Raw genomic sequence first — 24,205 nt, 5'->3', positions numbered from 1 at the left:
AAGATTTTCGAGAGAACACTGCCCAATGAAGATCCTCGTAGCTGTGAAACGCGTGGTCGATTACAACGTGAAAGTTCGTGTGAAAGCGGACCATTCCGGCGTCGACCTCGCTAACGTCAAGATGTCGATGAACCCGTTCTGCGAAATCGCCGTAGAAGAAGCTGTACGCCTGAAAGAGAGCGGTATTGCAACTGAAATCGTCGTCGTTTCCATCGGCCCGTCCACCGCTCAAGAGCAACTGCGCACCGCGCTGGCCCTGGGTGCCGACCACGCCATCCTCGTCGAATCCGCTGAAGACCTGACTTCCCTGGCCGTGGCCAAGCTGCTCAAGGCCGTGGTCGACAAGGAGCAGCCACAGCTGGTGATCCTCGGTAAACAAGCCATCGACAGCGACAACAACCAGACTGGCCAGATGCTCGCGGCATTGAGCGGCTACGGTCAGGGCACGTTCGCGTCCAAAATCGAAGTCAGCGGCGACAGCGTTGCCGTGACCCGCGAAATCGACGGCGGCGCGCAGACCGTTTCCCTGAAGCTGCCGGCCATCGTCACCACCGACCTGCGTTTGAACGAGCCGCGCTACGCATCCCTGCCAAACATCATGAAAGCCAAGAAGAAGCCTCTCGAGACGCTGACTCCGGACGCTTTGGGCGTTTCCACCGTCTCCACCAACACAACCTTGAAAGTCGAAGCGCCGGCTGCACGCAGCGCGGGCATCAAGGTCAAGTCGGTGGCTGAGCTGGTGGAGAAATTGAAGAACGAAGCGAGGGTGATCTAATCATGACTATCTTGGTAATCGCCGAACACGACAACAAAGTGCTGGCCCCGGCCACGCTGAACACCGTTGCTGCTGCCGCCAAGATCGGTGGCGACATCCACGTTCTGGTTGCAGGCCAGGGCGCTGGCGCCGTGGTTGAAGCCGCTGCGAAAATCGCTGGCGTGAGCAAAGTCCTGAACGCTGACAATGCTGCTTACGCGCATCAGCTGCCGGAAAACGTTGCTCCACTGGTAGCCGAGTTGGGCAAGGGCTACAGCCACATCCTGGCTGCCGCCACTTCCAACGGCAAAAACATCCTGCCGCGCGTCGCCGCTCAGCTGGACGTTGACCAGATCTCCGAGATCATCTCGGTAGAAAGCGCCGACACCTTCAAGCGCCCGATCTACGCCGGTAACGCCATCGCTACTGTGCAATCGAATGCTGCAGTGAAAGTGATCACCGTGCGGGCTACCGGTTTCGACCCGGTGGCGGCCGAAGGTGGTTCGGCCGCCGTTGAAGCTGTTGCCGCTGTTCACAACGCCGGCACTTCCAGCTTCGTCAACGAAGAACTGGCCAAGTCCGACCGTCCGGAACTGACCGCTGCCAAGATCGTCGTTTCCGGCGGCCGTGGCATGCAGAACGGTGACAACTTCAAACACCTGTACGCCCTGGCCGACAAGCTGGGCGCTGCCGTCGGTGCTTCCCGCGCCGCGGTCGACGCAGGTTTCGTACCCAACGACATGCAGGTCGGTCAGACCGGCAAGATCGTTGCGCCACAGCTGTACATCGCCGTCGGTATCTCCGGCGCGATCCAGCACCTGGCCGGCATGAAAGACTCCAAAGTGATCGTTGCGATCAACAAGGACGAAGAAGCGCCGATCTTCCAGGTGGCCGATTACGGCCTGGTGGCGGATTTGTTCGAAGCGATTCCAGAAATGGCCGCCCTGGCCTGATCACCGACCGACAGGAGCGACATGTATGAGCAATATCGATTTTTCAACGTGGATCGGACGTCGTCAGGAAAGCCAGGACCGGATCAGCTTCAACCTGGTCAAACGCATTGCCGCCACCTTGAGCGAAGTGGCGCCACTGCCTGGCGAAGCGCTGCCGCCGCTGTGGCACTGGGCGTTTTTTCAGGAGCCGGTTGCCGCCAGCGAACTGGGCCCGGACGGCCATCCCGCGCTCGGCGGCTTCCTGCCACCAGCCCGCAACCGCAATCGCATGTGGGCCGGTAGCCGAATCGAGTTCTACCAGCCTCTGAAGGTAGAGGCGGATGTGACCTGCGTATCGACCATTCTCAACGTCGAAGAGAAGCACGGTCGCACCGGGTCGTTGCTGTTCGTCACGGTACGCCATGAGTATTTCCAGGACGGCCAACGCGCCCTGCAAGATGAGCAGGACATCGTCTACCGGGAACCGACACCGCCCAAACTGAGCGGCACCGAAGCGCTCCCTGAAGGCCAATGGCGGGACCAGGTCGAACCCTCACCGACCCTGCTGTTCCGCTATTCCGCAGTCACCTTCAATGGCCACCGGATTCACTATGACTGGCCCTACGTCACAGAGACCGAAGGCTATCCGGGGTTGGTAGTGCATGGCCCATTGATCGCCACCCTCAACTTGCGTGCCTTCACCAGAGCGCACCCGACCGCGCGCTTGAAGCGCTTCGCGTTCCGGGGTGTCAGGCCGCTGATTTCACCGCAACCCTTCGAAGTGGGCGGGCGTCTGATCGACAGCGGCAAGGCGCAGGTTTGGGCGGGCAATCAGGACGGCACCGCACAAATCGGTGAAGTCGAGTTCAGCGCGGGAGAAACCCCATGAATCCATCGATCGTTCGCACCGCCCTGTTTGTCCCGGCCATGCGTCCAGAGCGCATCCCCAAAGCCATCGCCACCGGCGCGGACCGGGTGATTGTCGACCTGGAAGATGCCGTACAGGAAAACCTCAAGGAGCAGGCCAGGGATAATCTGCAGCGCTTCTTGAGTGACCACCCGGACGCCCGGATTCTGGTTCGCGTGAATGCCCCGGATCACTGGGCACACGCTGCAGACCTGGATCTTTGCCGACGCCATGCCGGTGTGACCGCCATTCTGCTGCCCAAGGCTGAAACCTGTGCGCAAGTGCACACTGCAGGCAGCACCGGCAAACCGGTCTGGCCGATCATCGAAAGCGCCAAAGGCTTGGCTGCACTTGGCTCGATTGCCATCGCCCAAGGTGTCGAGAGGCTGTCGTTCGGCAGTCTCGATCTGGGCCTGGACCTGAACCTGACCACCGGCAGCCACGCCGCCGATGAAGTGCTCAGCCACGCCCGTTATGCCGTATTGCTCTGGACCCGGGTTGCCGGGCTGGCGCCTGCGCTGGATGGTGTTTTCCCCTCGATCGAGGACACCACCGGCCTGCGCGCCGACGTTGAATTTGCCCGCGACATGGGCTTCGGCGGCGCACTGTGCATCCATCCGAGCCAAGTGGCGATCATCCATCAGGCATTACAACCCACCACTGAAGAATTGCACTGGGCGCGACGCATCATCGATGCCGCCAGCTCCGGGGAAGGCGTGTTCGTGATGGATGGGCAAATGGTCGATGCACCGGTCATTGGTCGTGCCCAAGCCATTCTGGCGCGCGCGAACCAGCCATTTTGATTCTCACCCTGCAGGACGGTGTCATGACCCCAATTTCCAGTCTCACCCATGCCATTTCGATCAACCCCGCCACTGGCGAGCAGATCGGCCACTACCCTTTCGAATCCCCATCGACCCTGGACGCCGCATTGTCGCGCGCCGCTGCCGGGTTCCGCGTCTGGCGCAGCAAACCCGTTGATCAACGCTCGCAGTTGTTGATCACCCTGGCTCAGGTATTGCGCGACAACGCCGCCACGATGGCGAACATGATCACCCAGGAAATGGGCAAGCCCATCACTCAGGCACGCGGTGAAATCGAAAAGTGCGCGCAGATTTGCCAGTGGTACGCCGAACACGGCCCTGCCATGCTGAGTGCCGAACCGACAATGGTCGAGGGCGGCAAGGCACGCATTGAATACCGCCCGCTCGGGCCGATTCTCGCCGTGATGCCGTGGAACTTCCCGATCTGGCAGGTCCTGCGCGGCGCCGTTCCAGCGCTGATCGCCGGTAATACCTACGTCCTCAAACATGCCCCCAACGTGATGGGCTGCGCCTGGCTGCTGCGGGATGTCTTCAAGCACGCTGAGTTTCCCGAAGGTGTTTTCGAGGTCATCAACGTCACGCCGGACGGCGTCTCCACGGCCATCGCCGACCCACGCATCGCCGCAGTGACGCTCACCGGCAGCGTCCGGGCCGGTATTGCCATCGGCGCACAGGCCGGTGCAGCCTTGAAAAAGTGTGTGCTGGAACTGGGCGGCTCCGATCCGTTCATTGTGCTCAACGATGCCGACCTCGACGAGGCAGTCAAAGCCGCCGTCATTGGCCGCTATCAGAACACCGGACAAGTCTGCGCAGCCGCCAAGCGCCTGATCGTTGAGCAAAGCATTGCCCAGGCATTCACCCACAAGTTCGTCGAAGCCACCCGCCAACTGATCGTCGGCGATCCACTGGCCCCAGACACCTATATTGGCCCCATGGCCCGCTTCGACCTGCGCGATGAACTGGATCGTCAGGTTCGCAACACCCTGGAAGAAGGCGCGACATTGCTGATGGGCGGCAAGAAAGCTGAAGGCCCCGGCAACTTTTACGAGCCCACCGTCTTCGCTGACGTCACCGACCGGATGACCTCATTCAAACAGGAACTGTTCGGCCCGGTAGCCTCGATCATCACCGCACGCGACGCCGCCCATGCGCTGGAATTGGCCAACAACAGCGAATTCGGACTCGCCTCAACTATCTACACGGGTAATGCTCAGCTGGCAGAGCAGATGGCTGGTGAACTGGAAACTGGTGGTGTGTTCATCAATGGATATTGCGCGACGGACCCGCGTGTCACGTTTGGTGGGGTGAAGAAAAGCGGTTTTGGCCGGGAGCTGTCGCATTTTGGGGTACGGGAATTTTGTAATGCGCAGACGGTTTGGTTGGATCGGCGCTGATTGCATCAATAGTAAAACTGAGACAAATAAAAAGGGTCGCGAGGTAAAATCTCGCGACCCTTTTTAATTAATTCGCGTCCTCCCTGCCGAAGGGTACTCATGTTGAAGAAACAACCGGAAAGCAAAGCGGCGACAGCTGCTGAAATTGAGCGCTCCATCCAGGCCCTGAACAAAATGGCAGAACGCCTTTGGGGGGATGGCCGGGAAGCTGAGGCGAAGGCCCTCCTTGATGCCTTGGATGCACTAAACCGGGCGCTTGATCGGATCAGGATTGGAGAAAGTCGAAGGATTTCGACTCTGCATTAAGACGCACGAGTCAATCGGCGGTTGAAGTTACTCTCCAATGCAGTGGCTTTGACTTTGCAGCCTGGTACGGGCACATTCTGGCGCTACGTGAGGATGGATGCCTCGGTGAGGCTTAAGGAGAATGCCGTGTTTCCGATCAATATCTGGCTTGCCTATACTGCCGCGTGCTTACTATTGGTGCTCGCCCCAGGCCCGGACAATCTGCTGGCCGTAGGCCGAGGACTCAGCCAGGGCAAGATAGCCGCTATCGTGTCGGGGATGGCATCGGGGGCGGGAATTCTCTTTCATGTGGCAACCGCTTCGCTAGGACTGACTTTGCTGATGCAGACGTCCGCCGTTGCCTTCTGGGTCGTCAAACTTATCGGCGCCGGTTATTTGCTTTGGCTTGGCATAAAAGTCCTACGCTCCCGCAGCCTGATCAGCTTCCAGCCAGCGACTCGGCAATCACTGCCGAGCATTTTCCTCACGGGATTACTCTCGGCAGCACTCAATCCGAAGCCTGGGTTTTTCGTCCTTGCGTTCATCCCGCAGTTCGTCGACCCACAACGCGGCTCAGTGAGCGTGCAGATGCTGGTGTACGGCATATGGTTCGCCGCACTTACGGCAGTGGGATTCGCGCTTATGGGCGTATTTGCCACTGTACTGTCCCGATTTTTGCGTCAGAGCCCACGGCTGGTAAATGGCCTGAACGTAGGGGCAGGACTCACCTTCGTCGCTTCGGGAGTATCGATAGCGGCGCTTAGCCAAAAATAGGATCAATGTATTGGTGTTGCGGGGCTGACATTCCAGCCTCGCTGGGTCTCTGTGATTATGACGCTGACGACTTTAAGGCTGATCTTTCGTAAGCCGGTAGACACGCCTTGACGACCTCATTTCAATCGAATGGTGTTCGTCATCTCCAGGCAATCGCCGTTACTGCGACCGTGAATCCATACAACCCCTAGCCCTTCAAGACTTCGTTCACGTCAAAAGCCTCAGATAAGCTTTGGCAGAAACGGGGATGCGTCCAGCCAATACACTTTAGCTGTCAGGTTCAAACGAATATTCAAATGACACTTGTGCCGGCTCACCATGACCAGCAACGTAGTTACCATTACCGCTAAGATTGACTAGATCCCCCGTGCCAGCCCCCTTCACGACACTCCAAGTGCTGCGTGCCTTTCCCTCCGAAAATGATCCCGAATGCCGAACAACAAATGTTCCGCTCTTACCTGCTACCACACCACAAATCCGCTCAAAACCAACAAAGCTAGCTGTGCCGTCGACGCTATAAGACATGAGGTATTCGACGCTACTTGTTCCCTCGATGGCGCCAGCATAGGACTGCGTGACTTTGGCGTGTGAGAGTTTCGGAGTGCCCTCAAGTTCTTGAGACGGCTTCTCGTCCCAGCCAGTTATCTGAAACGTGCAGCTATCAGTCATTTTCATGGGGATTTAGCTCTTTCGTCATAGTAGGGGAATGTGCTGGTCTGATGTGCCGGGAACACCGTTCTGCCTAATTATACCCGTTGCACCTATACGGCAGCAGTTGCTGAATATCACCAGCCTGGTGCGTAGGCAGGCCGTAGCTCTGTATATCCCCTCGCCTCACCCTAGATGTTTAGCTACGTGTTTAAGTACATCCGGTGTTACTTCATCGAGGCTACAACGCCTTGCGTCGTTGCCTACGACTGCGCCAGAATCCGCCGGCTTGTGCGCTTTGGGCTCGGGTTTTATCGTTTCCCGGTCACTGAAAAACAGTGATCGGGTTTGGTAGCCCGTTCGTATCACGGCGCACGGCATCACCTATTATGGTGGCCATGCGCGGGGCTCTTTCGAGGGCGCCGGGTTCCTGATGCGACCGGTCTACCAACCCGCGTATGGCCATCACCCTAATTCGTTTGGTAGCGAATGTGATGGCTCCCATTTAAATAAACTCGCATCAGGAGTTTCATCCATGTTCAAACCTACACCCAATCCGCCTGCCACAGACCCGACATCCCCCTACGAATCCCTCGATTCAAAAAAGCTCCACGAAGCCGCCGAACGCGCCCTCGACCACTACCTCAACCCGGCCGCCCAGATCATGGCCACGGCCAACGAACCCGAGCCCATGTACCTCGCCAACCCGAAGTACAACACCGAATCCCTGCTGGCCAACGCAAGCGAAACACTCGGCTCGGCCACCCTCATGCTCAACAATTTCGCAGCGTTGCTGGAGACCTCACATCGCAAGACCCTGCTGGGCATCGCCCAAGTGGTCATGCTCGGTGAACTGGCGGTGAACCAGGCACTGGATCACGTCGAATTGAAGGAGTAATCGTCGTGCCCTGTGGCGAGGGTGCATACCATCGCCACAGAAACGGCACAAAGGCAGATTGAATAAATAGCCTCTGTTTATCGTTGAAGACTACAGAATGCTCGGCCTCCGCCTACAGTACAGTAATGAACCGCGGAGTTTGCGGACTGCTCTAAAGATGAACGGAGTCCATATATGACCTTCTCAGCATCGCCCCCTGTTGCCCGCAAGTTATCGGTAGCTCTCGCCCTCGCATTGTCAGCAACCCTCGCGGGTTGCGCCACTAACAAGGACTTTTACGCCAAAGGGGGAAGCCGAGCTGATGGCGTCGTTGATATGGCATATGACTTCCAGCAGTTTGAGACCCCTGTGGTTCGAGTCGAGCAAGCCCAGAGCATTGCTAAATCAAAATGCGCGTTGTGGGGTTACTCCGATGCAGAGGCCTTTGGAGGAAAAACCCAGCACTGCAACCAGATGAATGGCTACGGTACCTGCATTGCAGGTCAGATAGTTGTCCAATACCAATGCTTGGGTAACCTCAACACCTCTAGCTCTTCCACTACACCGGCCGCCACCGCGCCCGTTGCCGACACTGCAGCAACTTCTGCTCCGGGCGGGCCGCTCAGCAAAGATCAGTGGAAGCTGCAGCAAATTCAGCAGTTGAATAAATCTGCACCGTCGTATGAGGAGTACCAAAAGCGGTACCGGCTGATCATGGAGCAATAACCCCCCCGAGCCCTTCTGGCCCGGAAACCCAGAAGGAGCGCATATGTACTCCACGCATCACAGATCGAGGGCAGCGCCAATGTCTAGTCCTGAGAGAGGTGTTAACCTGATTCAGGACGGGACAGGGGCAAAAACACTTAAAAACAAAAAGGGGTCGCGAGATAAAATCTCGCGACCCCTTTGAATTATATGGTCGGGACGGAGTGATTCGAACACTCGACCCCTAGCACCCCATGCTAGTGCGCTACCGGACTGCGCTACGCCCCGACTAGGCGTTGACTCTGTCCCTCATCTCGAGGAACGCTCAAGAATATATCGCAAGCTTTTGAAAACTGGAAGTATTTAAAAGCAGGAATTTATTTCTTGAGGACCACCAGAACATCTTCCAGCTCGGCGATCATCTGGCGGATCATTTGTTTGTATTGGGTGGTGTCGTCTTTGGCTTCATCGCCGGACAAACGCAAGCGTGCGCCGCCGATGGTGAACCCCTGATCGTAAAGAAGCGCGCGGATCTGCCGGATCATCAGCACGTCCTGGCGCTGATAATACCGGCGGTTTCCGCGGCGTTTGACGGGGTTGAGTTGAGGAAACTCCTGCTCCCAGTAGCGCAGCACGTGTGGTTTTACCGCACACAGCTCGCTGACTTCACCAATGGTGAAGTAGCGTTTGCCCGGGATGACGGGTAGTTCGTCGTTATGACTTGGTTCCAGCATAAGCCTCAACTCGGGCCTTCAACTTCTGCCCTGGACGAAAGGTGACCACACGGCGAGCCGTGATCGGGATTTCTTCTCCCGTTTTCGGATTGCGGCCAGGCCGCTGGCGTTTGTCCCGAAGGTCGAAATTGCCGAAACCGGACAATTTGACTTGTTCGTTGTCTTCGAGCGCGTGCCTGATTTCTTCGAAAAACAGTTCGACCAATTCCTTGGCCTCCCGCTTGTTCAGGCCCAGCTCTTCGTACAGACGTTCCGCCATCTCAGCTTTCGTCAAAGCCCCCATACGTCACTTCCTTAACGTGGCGTTCAACCTTTGTTCGAGCGAGGTGAGGATGTTTTGCGTTGCGGTATTCACCTCATCGTCATTAAGAGTGCGCGATGGATGCTGCCAGGTCAAGCCGACCGCAAGGCTTTTTCTATCAGGATCAATGCCTTTACCCTGATACACGTCAAATAGCCTGAGGTCCGTGAGCCATTCGCCTGCATTTTCACGGATTACATCCAGCACAGCGGTGGCCGGCACGTCCGTGGCCGCAATCAATGCCAAGTCACGACGCACTTCAGGAAAGCGCGACAACTCGCTGAATTTTGGCATTTTGCCCGAAGCCACTTCGGCCAGAACCAGCTCGAAAACGAAGACCGGACGGTCGAGACCGAGGGTTTTCGACAATTCAGGGTGGATCGCGCCAACGAAACCTACCAAACGGCCTTCACGTTCGATGCGCGCGGTTTGACCCGGGTGCAATGCTGGGTGTTTGCCCGGCACGAAAGTGAACGAGTCCAGTGCGCCGGCGAAGCCCAGTACCGCTTCCACATCGGCTTTGACGTCGAAGAAGTCCACGACATCGCGACCTTGTGCCCAGCCTTCCGGCAGACGGCTACCGCACACCACACCGGCCAGCATCGGCTCTTGCTTGAGGCCTTCCAGCTGACCGACGAAACGCAGGCCGCTTTCGAACAGGCGGACGCGATCCTGCTGGCGGTTCAGGTTGTGCTGAAGCGCCTTGACCAGGCCCGGCCACAGGGACGAACGCATGGCCGCCATGTCGTTGGAAATCGGGTTGGCCAGCAGCAGCGGCTCGACCCCCGGATTAAACAACTCGAACTGTTTCGGATCGATGAAGCTGTAAGTGATCGCTTCCTGATAACCACGGGCCACCAGCAGACGACGCAGTTCAGGCAGATCACTGCGCGCTTCAGCCTTGGCTTGTGGCGCCAGACGGGCTTGCGGGTAGCGAACCGGCAGACGGTTGTAACCGTACAGACGGGCCAGTTCTTCGATCAGGTCGACTTCCAGGCTGATATCGAAACGGAAGCTTGGCACTTCAACGCGCCACTGCCCTGCCCCATCGGCGGTAATGGTCAGGCCCAAAGCGCTGAGCAGACGCTCGACTTCGGCCGAATCCATTTCCATGCCCAGCATCTGGGTGATGCGTTGGGCACGCAGGGTGATCGGTGCGATCGACGGCAGATGCTGCTCGCTGACGGTTTCGACGATCGGGCCGGCTTCGCCACCGGTGATTTCCAGCAGCAGGCCAGTGGCGCGCTCCATGGCTTCACGGGCCAGTTGCCAGTCCACGCCACGCTCGTAGCGGTGCGAGGCATCGGTGTGCAGGCCGTAGGAACGAGCCTTGCCAGCGACGGCAATCTGGTCGAAGAACGCGCTTTCCAGGAAAATATCGCGGGTGGTCGCGGTGTTGACGCCGCTGTGCTCGCCCCCCATGACGCCGGCGATAGCCAAGGCACGGGTGTGGTCGGCGATCACCAGCGTATCGCTACGCAGGCTGACTTCCTGACCGTCGAGCAGCACCAGCTTCTCGCCATCTTCGGCCATGCGCACGCGGATGCCGCCATTGATTTCGGCGAGATCGAATGCGTGCAGCGGCTGGCCCAGTTCAAGCATCACGTAGTTGGTGATGTCGACGGCGGCGTCGATGCTGCGCACGTCGGCGCGACGCAGGCGCTCGACCATCCACAGTGGCGTAGGCTTGGACAGGTCAACGTTACGGATCACGCGACCCAGGTAACGCGGGCAAGCGTTCGGCGCCAGTACTTCGATCGAACGCACTTCGTCGTGCACGGCAGGAACGCTGGCAATGGCCGGGCGCACCACCGGGGCAGCATAAAGCGCACCGACTTCGCGGGCCAGACCGGCCAGAGACAGGCAGTCACCGCGGTTCGGGGTCAGGTCGACCTCGATGCTGGCGTCTTCCAGGTTCAGGTATTCACGAATGTCCTGACCGACCGGCGCATCGGCCGGCAATTCCATCAGGCCGTCGTTGCCTTCGCCAATTTGCAGCTCAGCCTGGGAGCACAGCATGCCGTTGGATTCAACGCCACGCAGCTTGGCTTTCTTGATTTTGAAATCGCCTGGCAGTTCGGCACCGATCATGGCGAACGGGATCTTCAGGCCCGGGCGCACGTTTGGCGCACCGCACACAACCTGGAAGGTCTCCGCGCCACTGCTGACCTGGCAAACGCGCAGCTTGTCGGCGTCCGGGTGTTGCTCGGTGCTCAGCACCTCGCCCACCACCACGCCACTGAATTCACCGGCGGCCGGCGTAACGCTATCGACCTCAAGACCGGCCATCGACAGACGAGCAACCAGCTCGTCGCGATTTACCTGCGGGCTTACCCAGCCACGCAGCCATTGTTCACTGAATTTCATCCTGCTCTCCTAAGAATTCGTTACGACTAGCGAAATTGCGCGAGGAACCGCAAGTCGTTGTCGAAGAACAGACGCAAGTCGTTCACGCCGTAACGCAGCATGGCCAGACGCTCAACGCCCATGCCGAAGGCAAAGCCCGAAAACTCTTCCGGGTCGATCCCGGACATACGCAGCACATTCGGGTGAACCATGCCGCAGCCCATGACTTCCAGCCAGCCAGTCTGCTTGCAGACACGACAGCCTTTACCGCTGCACATCACGCACTCCATGTCGACTTCGGCGGATGGCTCGGTGAACGGGAAGTACGAAGGACGGAAACGCACGGCCAGTTCTTTTTCGAAGAACACGCGCAGGAACTCTTCGATGGTCCCTTTCAGGTCGGCGAAGTTGATATCGCGGTCGACCAGCAGGCCTTCGACCTGATGGAACATCGGCGAGTGGGTGATATCGGAGTCGCTGCGGTACACACGGCCTGGGCAGACGATGCGGATCGGCGGCTGTTTCGATTCCATGGTGCGGACCTGTACCGGCGAGGTATGGGTGCGCAGCAACATGTTGGCATTGAAATAGAAGGTGTCATGCATCGACCGGGCCGGGTGATGGCCTGGGATGTTGAGCGCTTCGAAGTTGTGGTAATCGTCTTCGACCTCAGGGCCTTCGGCGATGCCGTAGCCAATGTGGGTGAAGAACTGCTCGATACGTTCCAGAGTCCGGGTAACCGGATGCAGACCGCCTGAGGTCTGGCCACGGCCAGGCAGGGTCACGTCAATGGATTCGGCGGCGAGCTTGGCCGCAAGATCGGCCTCCTCGAACAACGCCTTGCGCGCATTGAGAACCTCTGTGACACGCTCCTTGGCAACGTTGATCAGCGCACCGACTTGCGGACGCTCTTCTGCCGGCAAATTCCCCAGGGTCTTCATCACCTGAGTCAATTCACCCTTTTTGCCAAGGTAGTGAACCCGGATTTGCTCCAGGGCATTGATATCTTCAGCGCTTTGCACAGCCTCTAGTGCTTGAGAGACGAGCGCATCCAGGTTTTCCATGTACAGACTCCAGATACAAAATAGGGGAAGAGCTTGAAGGCTCTTCCCCTATTTATGACGTTTAACACCTGGCCCCACAGAGGTGAGACCGGGTGACTGTCGGGGGTACTTAAGCCAAGGTGGCTTTAGCTTTCTCGACAATCGCAGCAAACGCCGCTTTTTCGTTCACTGCCAGATCAGCCAGAACCTTACGGTCGATCTCGATGGACGCTTTTTTCAGGCCGGCGATGAAACGGCTGTAGGACAGACCGTTGATACGTGCACCAGCGTTGATACGAGCGATCCACAGAGCGCGGAACTGACGTTTTTTCTGACGACGGTCACGGTAGGCGTATTGGCCTGCCTTGATTACCGCTTGCTTGGCAACACGGAATACGCGCGAGCGAGCGCCGTAGTAGCCTTTAGCAAGTTTCAGAATTTTTTTGTGACGCTTACGGGCAATGACGCCACGCTTTACACGAGCCATGAGTTACTTCCTCTATTCTTGACTAAAATTAACGAAGGCGCAGCATGCGCTCGACTTTTGCCACGTCAGACGGATGCAGCAAGCTGCTACCGCGCAGTTGACGCTTACGCTTGGTCGACATTTTAGTCAGGATGTGGCTCTTGAAAGCGTGCTTGTGCTTGATACCGTTAGCAGTTTTCAAAAACCGCTTAGCAGCACCACTTTTCGTTTTCATTTTTGGCATGTTCGGATACTCCGCATTCAGTTGATAAACATAATCAGAAGGCCTGCCGTGCCCTGTTGATTACTTCTTCTTTTTCGGGGCGATGACCATGATCAGCTGGCGTCCTTCCATCTTAGGATGCTGTTCGACCGAACCGTACTCGAGCAAGTCACCTTCAACTCGCTTGAGGAGTTCCATCCCCAGCTCCTGGTGGGCCATCTCACGGCCGCGGAATCGCAAGGATACCTTGGCCCTGTCCCCGTCACTCAGGAAACGTACCAGGTTGCGCAGTTTTACCTGGTAATCCCCTTCCTCCGTCCCTGGACGAAACTTGATTTCTTTAACCTGAATCTGCTTCTGGTTTTTCTTGGCCGCGGCAATCTGCTTCTTCTTTTCGAAGATCGATTTGCCGTAGTCCATCAGTTTGCAAACAGGGGGTACTGCATCGGCGGAAATTTCCACCAAATCCAGTTTGGCCTCTTCAGCCTTAAGAAGCGCGTCTTCAATTGACACAATCCCAAGCTGTTCACCTTCAGCCCCAATTAACCGAACCTCGCGTGCCGAGATATTCTCGTTGATCGGGGCTTTCGGTGCAGCTCGTTTATCTTGTCTCATTTCACGCTTAATAATAATTACTCCGAATCTGGGCGACCACGCCGGGAAACCGCTTGCGCGAGAAACTCAGCGAACTGGGCGACGGGCATCGAGCCCAGGTCAGCACCTTCACGAGTACGCACAGCGACAGTCTGCATCTCGACTTCCCGATCTCCGATAACCAAGAGATAGGGAACCTTGAGCAAAGTATGCTCGCGGATTTTAAAGCCGATCTTTTCATTTCTCAAGTCAGACTTGGCACGAAATCCGCTTTCGTTGAGAGTTTTTTCAACCTCGGCGGCAAAATCGGCTTGTTTATCAGTGATATTCATAATCACTGCCTGGGTCGGCGCCAGCCACGCGGGGAATGCACCCTCGTAGTGCTCGATCAGAATTCCGACGAAGCGCTCGAAGGAACCCAGGATCGCCCGATGCAACATCACCGGGTGCTTGCGACTGTTGTCTTCGGAGACGTATTCGGCTCCCAGACGGACAGGCAGGTTAAAATCGAGCTGAAGGGTACCACACTGCCAGACACGGCCGAGGCAATCTTTCAGCGAGAACTCGATCTTCGGACCGTAGAACGCACCCTCGCCCGGCTGCAGATCGTACGGCAGGCCCGCACTATCAAGGGCTGCGGCCAATGCCGCTTCGGCGCGATCCCACAACTCGTCGGAACCGACGCGTTTTTCCGGACGAGTGGACAGTTTCATTTCGACTTCTTTAAAGCCGAAGTCGGCATAGACGTCCATGGTCAGCTTGATGAACGCGGCGGATTCGGCCTGCATCTGCTCTTCAGTACAGAAGATGTGAGCATCGTCCTGAGTGAAGGCGCGAACGCGCATGATGCCATGCAGCGCACCCGACGGCTCGTTACGGTGGCAGGCACCGAACTCGGCCAGACGCATCGGCAGCTCGCGGTAGCTTTTCAGGCCCTGATTGAACACCTGCACGTGGCACGGGCAGTTCATCGGCTTGATGGCGTAGTCGCGGTTTTCCGACTGCGTGGTGAACATGTTGTCGGCGTAGTTGGCCCAGTGCCCGGATTTCTCCCACAGGCTGCGGTCAACGACTTGTGGAGTCTTGATCTCCAGGTAACCGTTGTCGCGCTGAACCTTGCGCATGTACTGCTCGAGCACCTGGTACAGCGTCCAGCCGTTCGGGTGCCAGAACACCATGCCCGGCGACTCTTCCTGGGTGTGGAACAGGCCCAGACGCTTGCCGATCTTGCGGTGATCGCGCTTTTCAGCTTCTTCGATGCGCTGGATGTAAGCCGCCAGCTGCTTCTTGTCCGCCCATGCGGTGCCGTAAACGCGCTGTAATTGCTCGTTCTTGGCATCGCCACGCCAGTAGGCGCCGGACAGCTTGGTCAGCTTGAAGGATTTCAGGAAGCGCGTGTTCGGCACGTGCGGACCGCGGCACATGTCGACGTATTCTTCGTGATAGTACAGGCCCATGGCCTGCTCGTTCGGCATGTCTTCGACCAGGCGCAGTTTGTAGTCTTCGCCGCGAGCCTTGAACACTTCGATCACTTCGGCGCGCGGAGTGACTTTCTTGATCACGTCGTAATCTTTCTCGATCAGCTGCTGCATGCGCTGTTCGATGGCGGCCAGGTCGTCAGGCGTGAAAGGACGCTCGAAGGCGATATCGTAATAGAAGCCTTCTTCGATGACCGGACCGATGACCATCTTGGCCGTCGGGTACAGCTGCTTGACAGCGTGGCCAACCAGGTGGGCGCAAGAGTGGCGAATGATCTCCAGCCCCTCTTCATCCTTTGGCGTAATGATTTGCAGCGAAGAATCGCTGTCGATGATGTCGCTGGCGTCGACCAGCTTGCCATTGACCTTGCCGGCTACGGTGGCCTTGGCCAGGCCTGCACCGATGGATGCGGCGACCTCGGCTACGGAAACCGGGTGATCGAATGAACGTTGACTGCCGTCGGGAAGAGTAATAGTTGGCATGGCGCCTCCTCTCCTAGTGGTGACCCCTACCAAAGGTCACGTGGGTTGGGATGAGCCAGTACAAGATCCGATCCAGGCCATTCAATGACGAACGCCTGCCTTACAGCGGCAGGAGCCTTGCGGCCAACCGGAAAACCGAACCAGAGTGACTGGGATTCAAATCAGGGTTATTCGCGCATTTGCCGCTGCCGGGACGGAAGGTCATCCGGAGCCTGCAAACACCCGAGCCAGGCATGCTAGCACAGATGAACGGTCATCGATGCACCGAGGTTTTCTGCTGGGGCAAATCAGGCTTTTTTGTGCCAGAGTGCTGAACTTGAACCCCGTGTCACCCATCAGATAAAAGACATTGACCCGAAAGGAGCATCTCAGCATGCGTCTGAATCGTTTATTCGCAGTAGTCGCCCCCCTCGTCCTGTTGCTGCCGTTGGCCGCCCATGCCGACTGGCCAAAGGGTGAGCGCGAGAAGTACATGGCTCAGTGCACACAGGCGGCTTCCCCTCAGATTGGCGCTGCTGCGGCAAAATCCCACTGCGCTTGTGGCGCCGACGCGATCAAATCCTACCCGGCCAGCGATATTCAGTCGCTGATGGACAACAAGGCCACCCCGGAACTGCAACAAAAGGCACTGGGCGAGATCGCGAAATGCAAGGCCAATGCACCGGCGAAAAAGTGAGGAAAAAGTCCTTTTGACTCGGCCCAACGCTGATAAAAAGTGATGGTTTTCAGCTTTTTCGTACGATTTATGCAGGTTTTACAGCTTTTTTTATTGTCTTTACTTTCGGCTGAAAGCCTTTTAAAACGGGGCTTTCAGCCATACAGAGCAACAAAGAGAACGCGACTGTAGGGCAAACAGCACGTCCGGGGGGCTCCCAAAGCGAACATTTCGACTATGATACTCCGGTGTGCCCAGTTGGCCTGAGCAGCACAGTACTACTGAAAATATATGTTTCTTGGAGATACACCATGTCTAATCGCCAAACCGGCACCGTTAAATGGTTCAACGATGAAAAAGGCTTCGGCTTCATCACTCCTCAAGGTGGCGGTGACGACCTGTTCGTACACTTCAAAGCTATCGAAAGCGACGGTTTCAAAAGCCTGAAAGAAGGCCAAACCGTTTCCTTCGTGGCTGAGAAAGGCCAAAAGGGTATGCAAGCTGCACAAGTTCGCCCAGAGTAATTTTCTGGCGCACTAAAAAAACCCCGTCCATGTGACGGGGTTTTTTATGGGTGAAACAAAAACAATCAGCCGCAGTTGACGCGGGTGACCACCAGATTGCTGTCGGTGCTCAGGTTCAGGCGATCGGAGCGGTACTCCAGAGTCACCATGTCATCAGGCTTGAGAAACCGGGCATTCTGCGCGCCTGCACGGGTACGCGCCTGCTCCAGCAATTCGGGCGAAGCCTTTTTGCCAATGGTGAATTCGGCAGCCTTTGCTTCACAACGGCTGTGGCCGGTATCGGTCGCCACAGGGTCCTTTGCCGACTCGGTGGACGTACTGCTGCAACCGGCCAGCAGAGTGGCGGCCAACAACGTACCCAATGATGCGAGCTTCCAAGGCATGAAGCCTCCTTTCTTTCAAAAATTAAGCAGAGATCGTGCGACCGCCATTTTGGTGTTTGGTTTCAAGGCGGGCGCTATCGCCCTGCCCTCGATCTGGACGAGTGGCGAGTTTGCCTGAGCATCGCCCTGGCGTTCATCCCGCAATCGTCACTGAATATGAACAGCGTTCAATAGACGTCGATGTAGTCGTACGGCGGATTCGGCCAGTTGTCTTTCAGCGCGTTGAAGATCTGCATGACCCACACCTCATCGCTGGCTGCGACCCGTCCGACATAACCCGAGCCCTTGGCCCATGTTTCCAGGCGAAACCGCAGCCCGTCGATATCAGTACCACCCACGACACCCGACGAAATGTAAGCGATGCCGCCCTTGGTGACCCGCAACTGAGTGTGCTCATCGTCGCTGGCAGAGGCCAGTAGCTGACGCACTGCTTCGAGGGTCAAGCCGTCAGGAGTGTTCAAATCGATCTGCACAGCACAATCCTTGAAAATTCGTCAAAGACCAAGTGTCGCATAGCCCTCTCCTGATGCCTAAGTCGGAGTGCCAAACGTCCTGCAAAATGGTTAACTCGACACTCAGACTTTCCCGACTTCACGAGCGCCATCATGACCACCGTAAGCATCGACGCCAATATCACAATCAAGTGGCCACAGGGCCACAGCTCTTACAGCCCGGGCAGTCCGGAAGAGCTGGCAATCATTGGTATCGATTTGCTGGTCAAGGAATTGGGGACACAGGCCGCCCAGACCTTCATAACCCAGGTTCTCGAGAAGTACTCCGACGACTATAAGGGCATGAGTGCAACGGATACCGAGTAGCGGAAAACCCCGCAGGCTGGCACCTGCGGGTCTATGGCTTACTTCAAGCGAGCCAGGCGCTGGGTCAGCAGATCGAAGAAGCCCTGGGCGTCGCCATTTTCAACCCAGAAGGCATTCTTCGGTGCCTTCAGGCCGTCATACCAGTCGACAACGGTCTGACCGAAGGTCGGCCCTTCTCGACTGTCGACCACCACGTTTACCGAGCGACCGGTAAACAGTTCCGGCTTGAGCAGGTAAGCGATGACCGTGGCGTCATGCACCGGGCCACCCGGAATGCCGTAGTGCTCCATGTCACCTTTGACGTATTCGTTGAGAATATCGCCCACCAGCTTGCTGGCATTGTTGTCCAATGCGGCGATTTGCTGCAGGCGCGCTTCACTGGTGAGGATCTTGTGGGTCACGTCCAGCGGCAGATAGGTCAGTTTGACGCCACTCTTCAGCACCACTTCCGCCGCCTGCGGGTCAGCGAACAGATTGAACTCGGCCACCGGGGTGATGTTGCCACCATTGAAGTGCGCACCGCCCATGATCACCACTTCCTTGATGCCCTGAACGATTTCAGGCTCCTGGATCAGCGCCAAGGCCAGGTTGGTCTGAGGGCCGAGCATGGCGATGGTGATGCTGTGGGGTTTGGCGGCCTTCAGGGTATCGATCAGGTAGTTGACTGCATTGCCTTCGGCCAGGCCTTTCTTCGGCTCATGCACGGTGACACCGGACAGACCTTCCTTGCCGTGGATGTTTTCGGCATAGATCGGCGTGCGCATCAGCGGTTTCGGCGCCCCCGCGTACACCGGCACCTCCTCACGCCCTGCCCATTCACGGGCCAGACGCGCATTACGCGAGGTCTTGTCCAGACGCACGTTGCCAGCGACGGTGGTCAGCGCACGAATGTTCAACTCTTCCGGCGAGGCCAGGGCAAACAGCAAGGCGACCACGTCGTCAGCACCTGGATCGGTGTCGATGATCAAGTCGATCTTTTCCGCCGCGTAGGCGCTTGTTGCGGTAATCAGGGACAAAAGCAGCAGACTCCGAAGCAGGTGATGCAGTTTCTGAGCATAGCGATGCATAGCGCACTCCTTGTGCGTGGGAAGAACGGGAAGTTAGAACGTTACGCCAGCCACCAAAACGATGTTGCAGTACGGCTGACATTCGCCTGTACGAACAATCGCCCGTGCCTGTCGGCTGAGCGCCTTGAATTGGTCATGGCTGAGCAGTTCGCGACGGCCCAGTGCGCCGTCGGCATTCAGTTCATCCAGCGCGCTCAAGGCCGATGGCTTTTTGTCCAGAATCTCATGGGCCAGTACATGGCTTTCGACCTGCATTTCGCTGAGCACAACCTTCAAGGTACTGATGAAATCCGGAATGCCATGGGTCAAGGCCAGGTCAATCAACTCGACGCCGGGCGGTACTGGCAAGCCGGCATCGCCGATCACAACGGTGTCGCCATGACCCAGGGATGCGATCAGCCGCGACAACGCGACGTTGAGCAAAGGTGTCTTTTTCATGGTGCTTTAAACGCCTGTACGTCGGACAAGGTAGGAATCGAAGGTTGCGCGCCAGCCCGGGTGACCGACAGCGCAGCGGCGACCTGACCGAAACGGATCGCCTCGGCCTCGCTTTTGCCGGCCGCCAGGGCCGCTGCGAAACCACCGACAAACGTGTCGCCGGCTGCGGTGGTATCGACTGCTTTCACTTTCGGTGCCGGGAAATGCTCGAAGGTGATGCCATTGGCGAACAGCGATCCCTGAGCGCCAAGGGTGATGATCACCTTACCGGCGCCCATGGCGATCAAGCGGGTCGCGGCGGCTTCGGCAGTGCTCAGGGAATCCACCGGCAAACCGCTCAAGGCCGACGCTTCGCTTTCGTTGGGGATCAGGTAATCGATGGCCGCATACCAATCCGCCGGCAGGGGGCGACTGGCCGGCGCCGGATTGAGGATCACGGTCTTGCCCAGCTCACGACCGCGTTTCAAAGCATGGCCGACCGTGGCATCCGGCACTTCCAGCTGGCAGATGATGACATCCGCCGTCTGCAATACGTTGTCGAAAAGGTCGATCACCTCAGGGGTCAGCGCGCCGTTGGCACCAGCAACAATCACGATCGCGTTCTGACTGTTGTCATCGACCACGATCAACGCCACGCCGCTGGAATCCTCGACCGTACTGACGGCCTGGCAATCGATCCGCTCGGCCAACAGCGCTCCGCGCAGCGCTTCGCCATAAGCATCGATGCCGACACAACCGACCATCGACACCTGCGCTCCCAGCCGCGCCGCGGCCACGGCCTGGTTCGCACCCTTGCCGCCGGAAACCGTGGCAAATGACTGGCCGATCAGCGTTTCACCACCATGGGGCAGCCGTGGCGCCCGGGTCACCAGGTCCATGTTCAGGCTGCCTATTACCACTACTTTTGCTGGCATACATCTTTACTCATCAATTCGATTTCAGCGGTGCTTTTTTTGTTTAGCGGTGCTTTCGGCTCAGCGATATTGGGCAAACACACCGGCCAGCGGCGCGGTCGATTCCCGCAGGACAATACTGGGCGTCACGATGCGCTGATCGGTCGCCAGATCCGGCGCGGCGATCCGACGCAGCAACACCTCGGCCGCCATCTCGCCAAGTTGCAGGATTGACTGACCCACGGTGGTCAACGCCGGATAGACGTAACGGCTCATCTGGATATCGTCGAAACCGATCACCGACAGCTCGGTGGGCACACGAATATTGCGCTCGGCAGCGGCACGCAACACACCGATGCCGATCATGTCGTTGCCGGCGAAGATCGCGCTGGGCGGGTTCTTTTCCAGCAGGATCGCGGCGGCGTTGTAACCGCCGGTGCTGGTGAAGTCGCTTTCCAGCATGCGCTCGCGCGGCACCTCGACGCCCGCCTCTTTCAACGCCCGGCAATAACCGGCCAGACGCATCTGCGCCACGCTGGTACTCGCCGGGCCGCCAATCGTGGCGATGTCCCGATGCCCCAACTCCAGTAAGTGCCGGGTCGCCAGATAGGCACCGTATTCGTGATCGATGCGCACCAGGTCCGCATCGACACCCTCCAGGTCACGGTCGACGATCACCATCGGCGTACGCACGCCCGTCAGGCCTTCGGCCAAGCTGCTGTCACCACCGGCAGACGCTACGATCAAGCCGTCGATGCGTTTTTCCAGCAGCACGCGAAGGTAGCTGCGCTGCTTGTCCAGGTTGTCATCGGAATTGCAGAGAATGACGCAATAGCCATTGCGCTCGCAGTAATCCTCGATGCCACGGGCCAGCTCGGCGAAGTACGGGTTGAGGCTGTTCGGCACCAGCAGGCCGATGGTCGCGGTGGTTTTCGCTTTCAACGAGCGAGCCACGGCGCTGGGCACGTAGTCGAGGCTTTTGATTGCCGCCTCGACCTTGATCCGCACTTCCTCACTGACTGGCCGCGTCTTGTTCACCACATGGGAAACCGTGGTGTAGGAAATGCCCGCGAGTGCCGCTACATCCTTGATCGTTGCCATGACTCAGGTCCGCCGGCTTGCGCGCTGACTGCGATAGGTATCGAGCACCACCGCCACCACGATAACCGCACCGGTGATGATGCGTTTGGTTGGCTCGGTCGCGCCGATCTGCGCCAGACCGGCCGCCAGCACGGAGATGATCAGTACACCGAAGAACGTGCTGATCACCGAACCGCGCCCGCCCATCAGGCTGGTGCCGCCGATCACCACCGCAGCGATCACTTGCAGTTCCAGACCGGAGCCGGCATTCGGGTCCGCCGCTTCCAGGCGAGAAATCTGAAACAACGCAGCAATACCGGCCAGCAATCCCATCAGACTGAAGACCAGAATCTTGTAGGGCTTCGGATTGATCCCCGCCAGACGCACCGCCTCCTCGTTGGTGCCGATGCCGATCAGGTAACGACCGAACACCGTACGCGTCAGCACAGCCTGGGCGATGAAGATAATCAGCAAGGCGATGATGAACGATGGCGAGATGCCGAATGCGATCGGATTGGACAGCCAGGCGAAGGCATCACCGATATAGGCGGTGCGCGAACCGGTCATTTGATACGCCAGCCCCCGCGCCATTTCCAGCACACCGAGGGACACGATGAATGACGGAATCCGCCAAGCCACGGTAATCGAACCGGTGATAGTGCCCGCCAGTGCCGCGGCGCCCATTCCCAGCAACGCTGCCGGCAGCACGCTCCAGCCCCAGCCGAGAATCGCCACGCTGACTGTCGACGCCGCCAGCGCCAGCACCGAACCCACCGACAAGTCGATTCCGCCGATGATCAATACGAAGGTCATGCCGACCGCCAGCACCATCAGATCGGGAATCTGGTTGGCCAGGGTGCTGAAGGTGTCGTAAGACAGGAAATGGCTGCTCAACACAGAGAACAGCGCGACCATCGCCAGCAAGGCACCGGCCAGGCCCAGGTAAGTGCCGAGGCCGTAAAAATTGCCACTACGTTTGCCGACCAGAGTTGCAGTATTCATGGAAGATCCCTAGGCGCTGCTTCGTTGAGCAACGCATCACGTTTTTGGTAGCCGGCGAACGCGGCGGCAAGCAAATCATCCTGGGTCCAGCTGTCACGCTCGAAGGTGTCGATCAGACGCCCTGCCGACAGCACGCCAATGCGGTCACAGATCAGCATCAGTTCGCGCAGGTCGCTGGACACCACCACCAGTGCTTTGCCCTGACGGGTCAACTCACCGAGCAATGTATAGATGTCGAACTTGGCGCCGACGTCGATGCCTCGGGTCGGCTCGTCGAACAGCATCACCGTGCAGTCGCGTTCGAGCCAACGGCCGATCACCACTTTCTGCTGATTGCCGCCGGACAATTCCGAGACCAATTGCGTCGGGCTGGAGCTGCGAATGCGCATGGCGTCGATCTGACGCTGGGCCAGCGACATCTCGTCACCGTTGTTGACGAAGCCGCCGCTGGAAATCACCGGCATATTGCCCAGGGCAATGTTGGCGCTGATCGATTGCGTCAGCAGCAGGCCTTCGCCCTTGCGATCTTCGGTGATCAGCGCGATGCCATGACCGACCGCGTCGGCCGGCGAACGAATATCCACCACCTGAGCCGGCGACCCCAGCGCGACGGTGCCGCTGTCAGCTGTATCGGCGCCGAAGATCAGGCGCAGCAACTCGGTGCGCCCTGCCCCGATCAAACCGGAGATCCCGAAGATCTCGCCGGCGCGCACCTCGAAGGACACATCGCGAACCTTGTCGGAACGGGTCAGCCCTTTGACCGTCAAGGCCGGAGCACCGATATTGCGCGGGCCCATGTCGATGTGCTCGCCCAGCTCACGGCCGACCATCAGGGTGACCAGTTGCTCGCTGTTGTAATTGGCCATCGGCTCGACACAGACCAGGTTGCCGTCGCGTAATACCGCGATGCGCTGGGCCACCCGTGCCAGTTCTTCGAGACGGTGGGAAATGTAGATGATCGCCACGCCGCGCGCCTGCAGGCGAGTGATCTGCTCGAAGAGCATTTCAACTTCACGGGCCGTCAGCATCGCGGTCGGCTCGTCGAGGATCAGCACATGGCAATCGCCGATCAGGTTGCGGGCGATTTCCACCATCTGCTGGTGACCGATACCCAGCTCACCGACCAGGGTGTCCGGATCGATGGCATCGAGGCCGACCTGAGCCATGGCCTCGATCGCCGCCCTGCGCAGTTGCTTGCGGCTGATCCAGCCACCGAGGCTGGGCAGGTTGTCGAGGAACAGGTTTTCCGCCACCGACAATGTCGGCAACAGATTGAGTTCTTGCATGACCATGCGCACGCCCAGCTTTTCGGCCTGGCTGCGGCTGCCGGGACAGTAATCCTGACCCTGGAATTGCATCTGGCCGGTGGTCGGCGTGACCAGCCCGCCAATGATTTTCGACAGCGTACTTTTGCCGGCGCCATTCTCGCCGGTCAGCGCCAGCACTTCGCCGCGCATCAGCGTCAGGTCGATGCCGGTCAGGACTGGTTGAGCGTAGGTCTTACCGATACCGCTGACCGAGAGGACAGCGTTCGGGGCGGAAACTGACATAAAAACTCTCCATGCGCCCGCCCCAAG

At 58.2% G+C, this 24,205-nt stretch carries 29 protein-coding genes and 1 tRNA gene; 12 read left to right on the top strand and 18 right to left on the bottom strand.

Features of this window, described 5'->3' with window-relative positions; all coding sequences use genetic code 11:
- Window positions 1-25: 25 nt before the first annotated feature.
- The 7 genes from FFH90_RS10110 (at window position 26) to FFH90_RS10080 (ending at window position 5,870) form a co-directional block, all read left to right on the top strand.
- Window positions 26-775, top strand: coding sequence for an electron transfer flavoprotein subunit beta/FixA family protein (locus FFH90_RS10110; RefSeq protein ID WP_138867081.1), 750 nt, complete (start codon window positions 26-28; stop codon window positions 773-775).
- Window positions 776-777: 2 nt separating this feature from the next.
- Window positions 778-1,707: an electron transfer flavoprotein subunit alpha/FixB family protein gene (locus FFH90_RS10105; protein ID WP_138867080.1), complete on the top strand. Its 930-nt coding sequence runs from the start codon at window positions 778-780 to the stop codon at window positions 1,705-1,707.
- A gap of 25 nt (window positions 1,708-1,732) precedes the next feature.
- Window positions 1,733-2,575, top strand: coding sequence for a MaoC family dehydratase N-terminal domain-containing protein (locus tag FFH90_RS10100; RefSeq protein ID WP_138867079.1), 843 nt, complete (start codon window positions 1,733-1,735; stop codon window positions 2,573-2,575).
- Window positions 2,572-3,396 carry a CoA ester lyase gene (locus tag FFH90_RS10095; protein ID WP_138867078.1) on the top strand — a complete coding sequence of 275 codons (825 nt, stop codon included), beginning with the start codon at window positions 2,572-2,574 and terminating at the stop codon, window positions 3,394-3,396. The genes FFH90_RS10100 and FFH90_RS10095 overlap by 4 nt, the downstream gene beginning before the upstream one ends.
- Window positions 3,397-3,419: 23 nt before the next feature.
- Window positions 3,420-4,811, top strand: a complete 1,392-nt coding sequence (locus tag FFH90_RS10090; protein WP_138867077.1) for an aldehyde dehydrogenase family protein — start codon at window positions 3,420-3,422, stop codon at window positions 4,809-4,811.
- A gap of 99 nt (window positions 4,812-4,910) precedes the next feature.
- The gene (locus FFH90_RS10085) at window positions 4,911-5,117 is read left to right on the top strand and encodes a hypothetical protein (protein WP_018930267.1); all 207 of its coding nucleotides are present in this window, start codon (window positions 4,911-4,913) and stop codon (window positions 5,115-5,117) included.
- A 126-nt stretch (window positions 5,118-5,243) separates the two neighbouring features.
- The gene (locus tag FFH90_RS10080) at window positions 5,244-5,870 is read left to right on the top strand and encodes a LysE family translocator (protein WP_026331974.1); all 627 of its coding nucleotides are present in this window, start codon (window positions 5,244-5,246) and stop codon (window positions 5,868-5,870) included.
- A 267-nt stretch (window positions 5,871-6,137) separates the two neighbouring features.
- On the opposite strand, the gene FFH90_RS10075 is transcribed toward FFH90_RS10080, so the two are convergent.
- Entirely contained in the window at window positions 6,138-6,545 is a 408-nt protein-coding gene (locus FFH90_RS10075) for a DUF3224 domain-containing protein (RefSeq protein ID WP_138867076.1), read from the bottom strand.
- Window positions 6,546-7,053: 508 nt separating this feature from the next.
- On the opposite strand from FFH90_RS10075, the gene FFH90_RS10070 reads away from it, so the two are divergent.
- Window positions 7,054-7,416: a DUF6124 family protein gene (locus FFH90_RS10070; RefSeq protein WP_064616822.1), complete on the top strand. Its 363-nt coding sequence runs from the start codon at window positions 7,054-7,056 to the stop codon at window positions 7,414-7,416.
- 174 nt (window positions 7,417-7,590) lie between these two features.
- The gene (yecR, locus tag FFH90_RS10065) at window positions 7,591-8,121 is read left to right on the top strand and encodes a YecR family lipoprotein (protein WP_138867075.1); all 531 of its coding nucleotides are present in this window, start codon (window positions 7,591-7,593) and stop codon (window positions 8,119-8,121) included.
- Between the two features lie 190 nt (window positions 8,122-8,311).
- Here the strand turns inward: yecR and FFH90_RS10060 are convergent.
- The 9 genes from FFH90_RS10060 to thrS form a co-directional block, all read right to left on the bottom strand.
- Window positions 8,312-8,388: transfer RNA gene (locus tag FFH90_RS10060), tRNA-Pro, on the bottom strand.
- Window positions 8,389-8,477: 89 nt separating this feature from the next.
- Complete coding sequence (locus FFH90_RS10055) at window positions 8,478-8,834, bottom strand: MerR family transcriptional regulator (RefSeq protein WP_003179985.1); 357 nt, start codon at window positions 8,832-8,834, stop codon at window positions 8,478-8,480.
- Window positions 8,815-9,117, bottom strand: a complete 303-nt coding sequence (gene ihfA / locus FFH90_RS10050) for an integration host factor subunit alpha (RefSeq protein ID WP_002553164.1) — start codon at window positions 9,115-9,117, stop codon at window positions 8,815-8,817. Before ihfA ends, FFH90_RS10055 begins: the two co-directional genes overlap by 20 nt.
- A gap of 3 nt (window positions 9,118-9,120) precedes the next feature.
- Window positions 9,121-11,502, bottom strand: coding sequence for a phenylalanine--tRNA ligase subunit beta (gene pheT, locus FFH90_RS10045; protein WP_138867074.1), 2,382 nt, complete (start codon window positions 11,500-11,502; stop codon window positions 9,121-9,123).
- Window positions 11,503-11,528: 26 nt separating this feature from the next.
- On the bottom strand, window positions 11,529-12,545 hold the full coding sequence (pheS, locus tag FFH90_RS10040) for a phenylalanine--tRNA ligase subunit alpha (RefSeq protein ID WP_007940232.1): 1,017 nt from the start codon (window positions 12,543-12,545) through the stop codon (window positions 11,529-11,531).
- Between the two features lie 109 nt (window positions 12,546-12,654).
- A complete protein-coding gene (gene rplT / locus FFH90_RS10035; protein ID WP_007905879.1) occupies window positions 12,655-13,011 on the bottom strand; it encodes a 50S ribosomal protein L20 in 357 nt (118 codons plus the stop codon).
- 28 nt (window positions 13,012-13,039) lie between these two features.
- Window positions 13,040-13,234: a 50S ribosomal protein L35 gene (gene rpmI / locus FFH90_RS10030; RefSeq protein WP_002553160.1), complete on the bottom strand. Its 195-nt coding sequence runs from the start codon at window positions 13,232-13,234 to the stop codon at window positions 13,040-13,042.
- Window positions 13,235-13,294: 60 nt separating this feature from the next.
- Window positions 13,295-13,846 carry a translation initiation factor IF-3 gene (infC, locus tag FFH90_RS10025; RefSeq protein WP_172435341.1) on the bottom strand — a complete coding sequence of 184 codons (552 nt, stop codon included), beginning with the start codon at window positions 13,844-13,846 and terminating at the stop codon, window positions 13,295-13,297.
- Window positions 13,846-15,768 (bottom strand): threonine--tRNA ligase, encoded by a 1,923-nt coding sequence (thrS, locus tag FFH90_RS10020; protein WP_007940231.1) that lies wholly within the window; start codon window positions 15,766-15,768, stop codon window positions 13,846-13,848. The genes infC and thrS overlap by 1 nt, the downstream gene beginning before the upstream one ends.
- 373 nt (window positions 15,769-16,141) lie before the next feature.
- On the opposite strand from thrS, the gene FFH90_RS10015 reads away from it, so the two are divergent.
- On the top strand, window positions 16,142-16,444 hold the full coding sequence (locus FFH90_RS10015; protein ID WP_138867073.1) for a hypothetical protein: 303 nt from the start codon (window positions 16,142-16,144) through the stop codon (window positions 16,442-16,444).
- A gap of 290 nt (window positions 16,445-16,734) precedes the next feature.
- Window positions 16,735-16,947, top strand: coding sequence for a cold-shock protein (locus FFH90_RS10010; protein WP_003179963.1), 213 nt, complete (start codon window positions 16,735-16,737; stop codon window positions 16,945-16,947).
- 65 nt (window positions 16,948-17,012) lie between these two features.
- On the opposite strand, the gene FFH90_RS10005 is transcribed toward FFH90_RS10010, so the two are convergent.
- Together FFH90_RS10005 and FFH90_RS10000 are read right to left on the bottom strand one after the other, a co-directional pair.
- Window positions 17,013-17,330 carry an I78 family peptidase inhibitor gene (locus FFH90_RS10005; RefSeq protein WP_018930278.1) on the bottom strand — a complete coding sequence of 106 codons (318 nt, stop codon included), beginning with the start codon at window positions 17,328-17,330 and terminating at the stop codon, window positions 17,013-17,015.
- A gap of 167 nt (window positions 17,331-17,497) precedes the next feature.
- A complete protein-coding gene (locus tag FFH90_RS10000; protein WP_018930280.1) occupies window positions 17,498-17,803 on the bottom strand; it encodes a hypothetical protein in 306 nt (101 codons plus the stop codon).
- Between the two features lie 132 nt (window positions 17,804-17,935).
- Between FFH90_RS10000 and FFH90_RS09995 the strand changes: the two genes are divergently transcribed.
- A complete protein-coding gene (locus FFH90_RS09995) occupies window positions 17,936-18,148 on the top strand; it encodes a hypothetical protein (RefSeq protein ID WP_018930281.1) in 213 nt (70 codons plus the stop codon).
- Window positions 18,149-18,186: 38 nt separating this feature from the next.
- Here the strand turns inward: FFH90_RS09995 and FFH90_RS09990 are convergent, their stop codons facing one another.
- Genes FFH90_RS09990 through FFH90_RS09965 form a run of 6 tightly spaced genes read right to left on the bottom strand, consistent with a single transcriptional unit; the run spans window position 18,187 to window position 24,178 of the window.
- Window positions 18,187-19,215: a nucleoside hydrolase gene (locus FFH90_RS09990; protein ID WP_086945278.1), complete on the bottom strand. Its 1,029-nt coding sequence runs from the start codon at window positions 19,213-19,215 to the stop codon at window positions 18,187-18,189.
- Between the two features lie 33 nt (window positions 19,216-19,248).
- Window positions 19,249-19,653, bottom strand: a complete 405-nt coding sequence (gene rbsD / locus FFH90_RS09985; protein ID WP_138867072.1) for a D-ribose pyranase — start codon at window positions 19,651-19,653, stop codon at window positions 19,249-19,251.
- The gene (gene rbsK, locus FFH90_RS09980) at window positions 19,650-20,567 is read right to left on the bottom strand and encodes a ribokinase (protein WP_138867071.1); all 918 of its coding nucleotides are present in this window, start codon (window positions 20,565-20,567) and stop codon (window positions 19,650-19,652) included. Before rbsK ends, rbsD begins: the two co-directional genes overlap by 4 nt.
- 60 nt (window positions 20,568-20,627) lie before the next feature.
- Window positions 20,628-21,647 carry a LacI family DNA-binding transcriptional regulator gene (locus FFH90_RS09975; protein WP_019649606.1) on the bottom strand — a complete coding sequence of 340 codons (1,020 nt, stop codon included), beginning with the start codon at window positions 21,645-21,647 and terminating at the stop codon, window positions 20,628-20,630.
- 3 nt (window positions 21,648-21,650) lie between these two features.
- Window positions 21,651-22,628, bottom strand: a complete 978-nt coding sequence (locus FFH90_RS09970; protein WP_007940220.1) for an ABC transporter permease — start codon at window positions 22,626-22,628, stop codon at window positions 21,651-21,653.
- Window positions 22,625-24,178, bottom strand: a complete 1,554-nt coding sequence (locus tag FFH90_RS09965) for a sugar ABC transporter ATP-binding protein (protein ID WP_111455369.1) — start codon at window positions 24,176-24,178, stop codon at window positions 22,625-22,627. The genes FFH90_RS09970 and FFH90_RS09965 overlap by 4 nt, the downstream gene beginning before the upstream one ends.
- Window positions 24,179-24,205 lie beyond the last annotated feature (27 nt).

Source organism: Pseudomonas sp. ATCC 43928, from assembly GCF_005938665.2.
GTDB lineage: Bacteria > Pseudomonadota > Gammaproteobacteria > Pseudomonadales > Pseudomonadaceae > Aquipseudomonas.
This window is presented reverse-complemented; position numbering and strand designations above follow the sequence as displayed.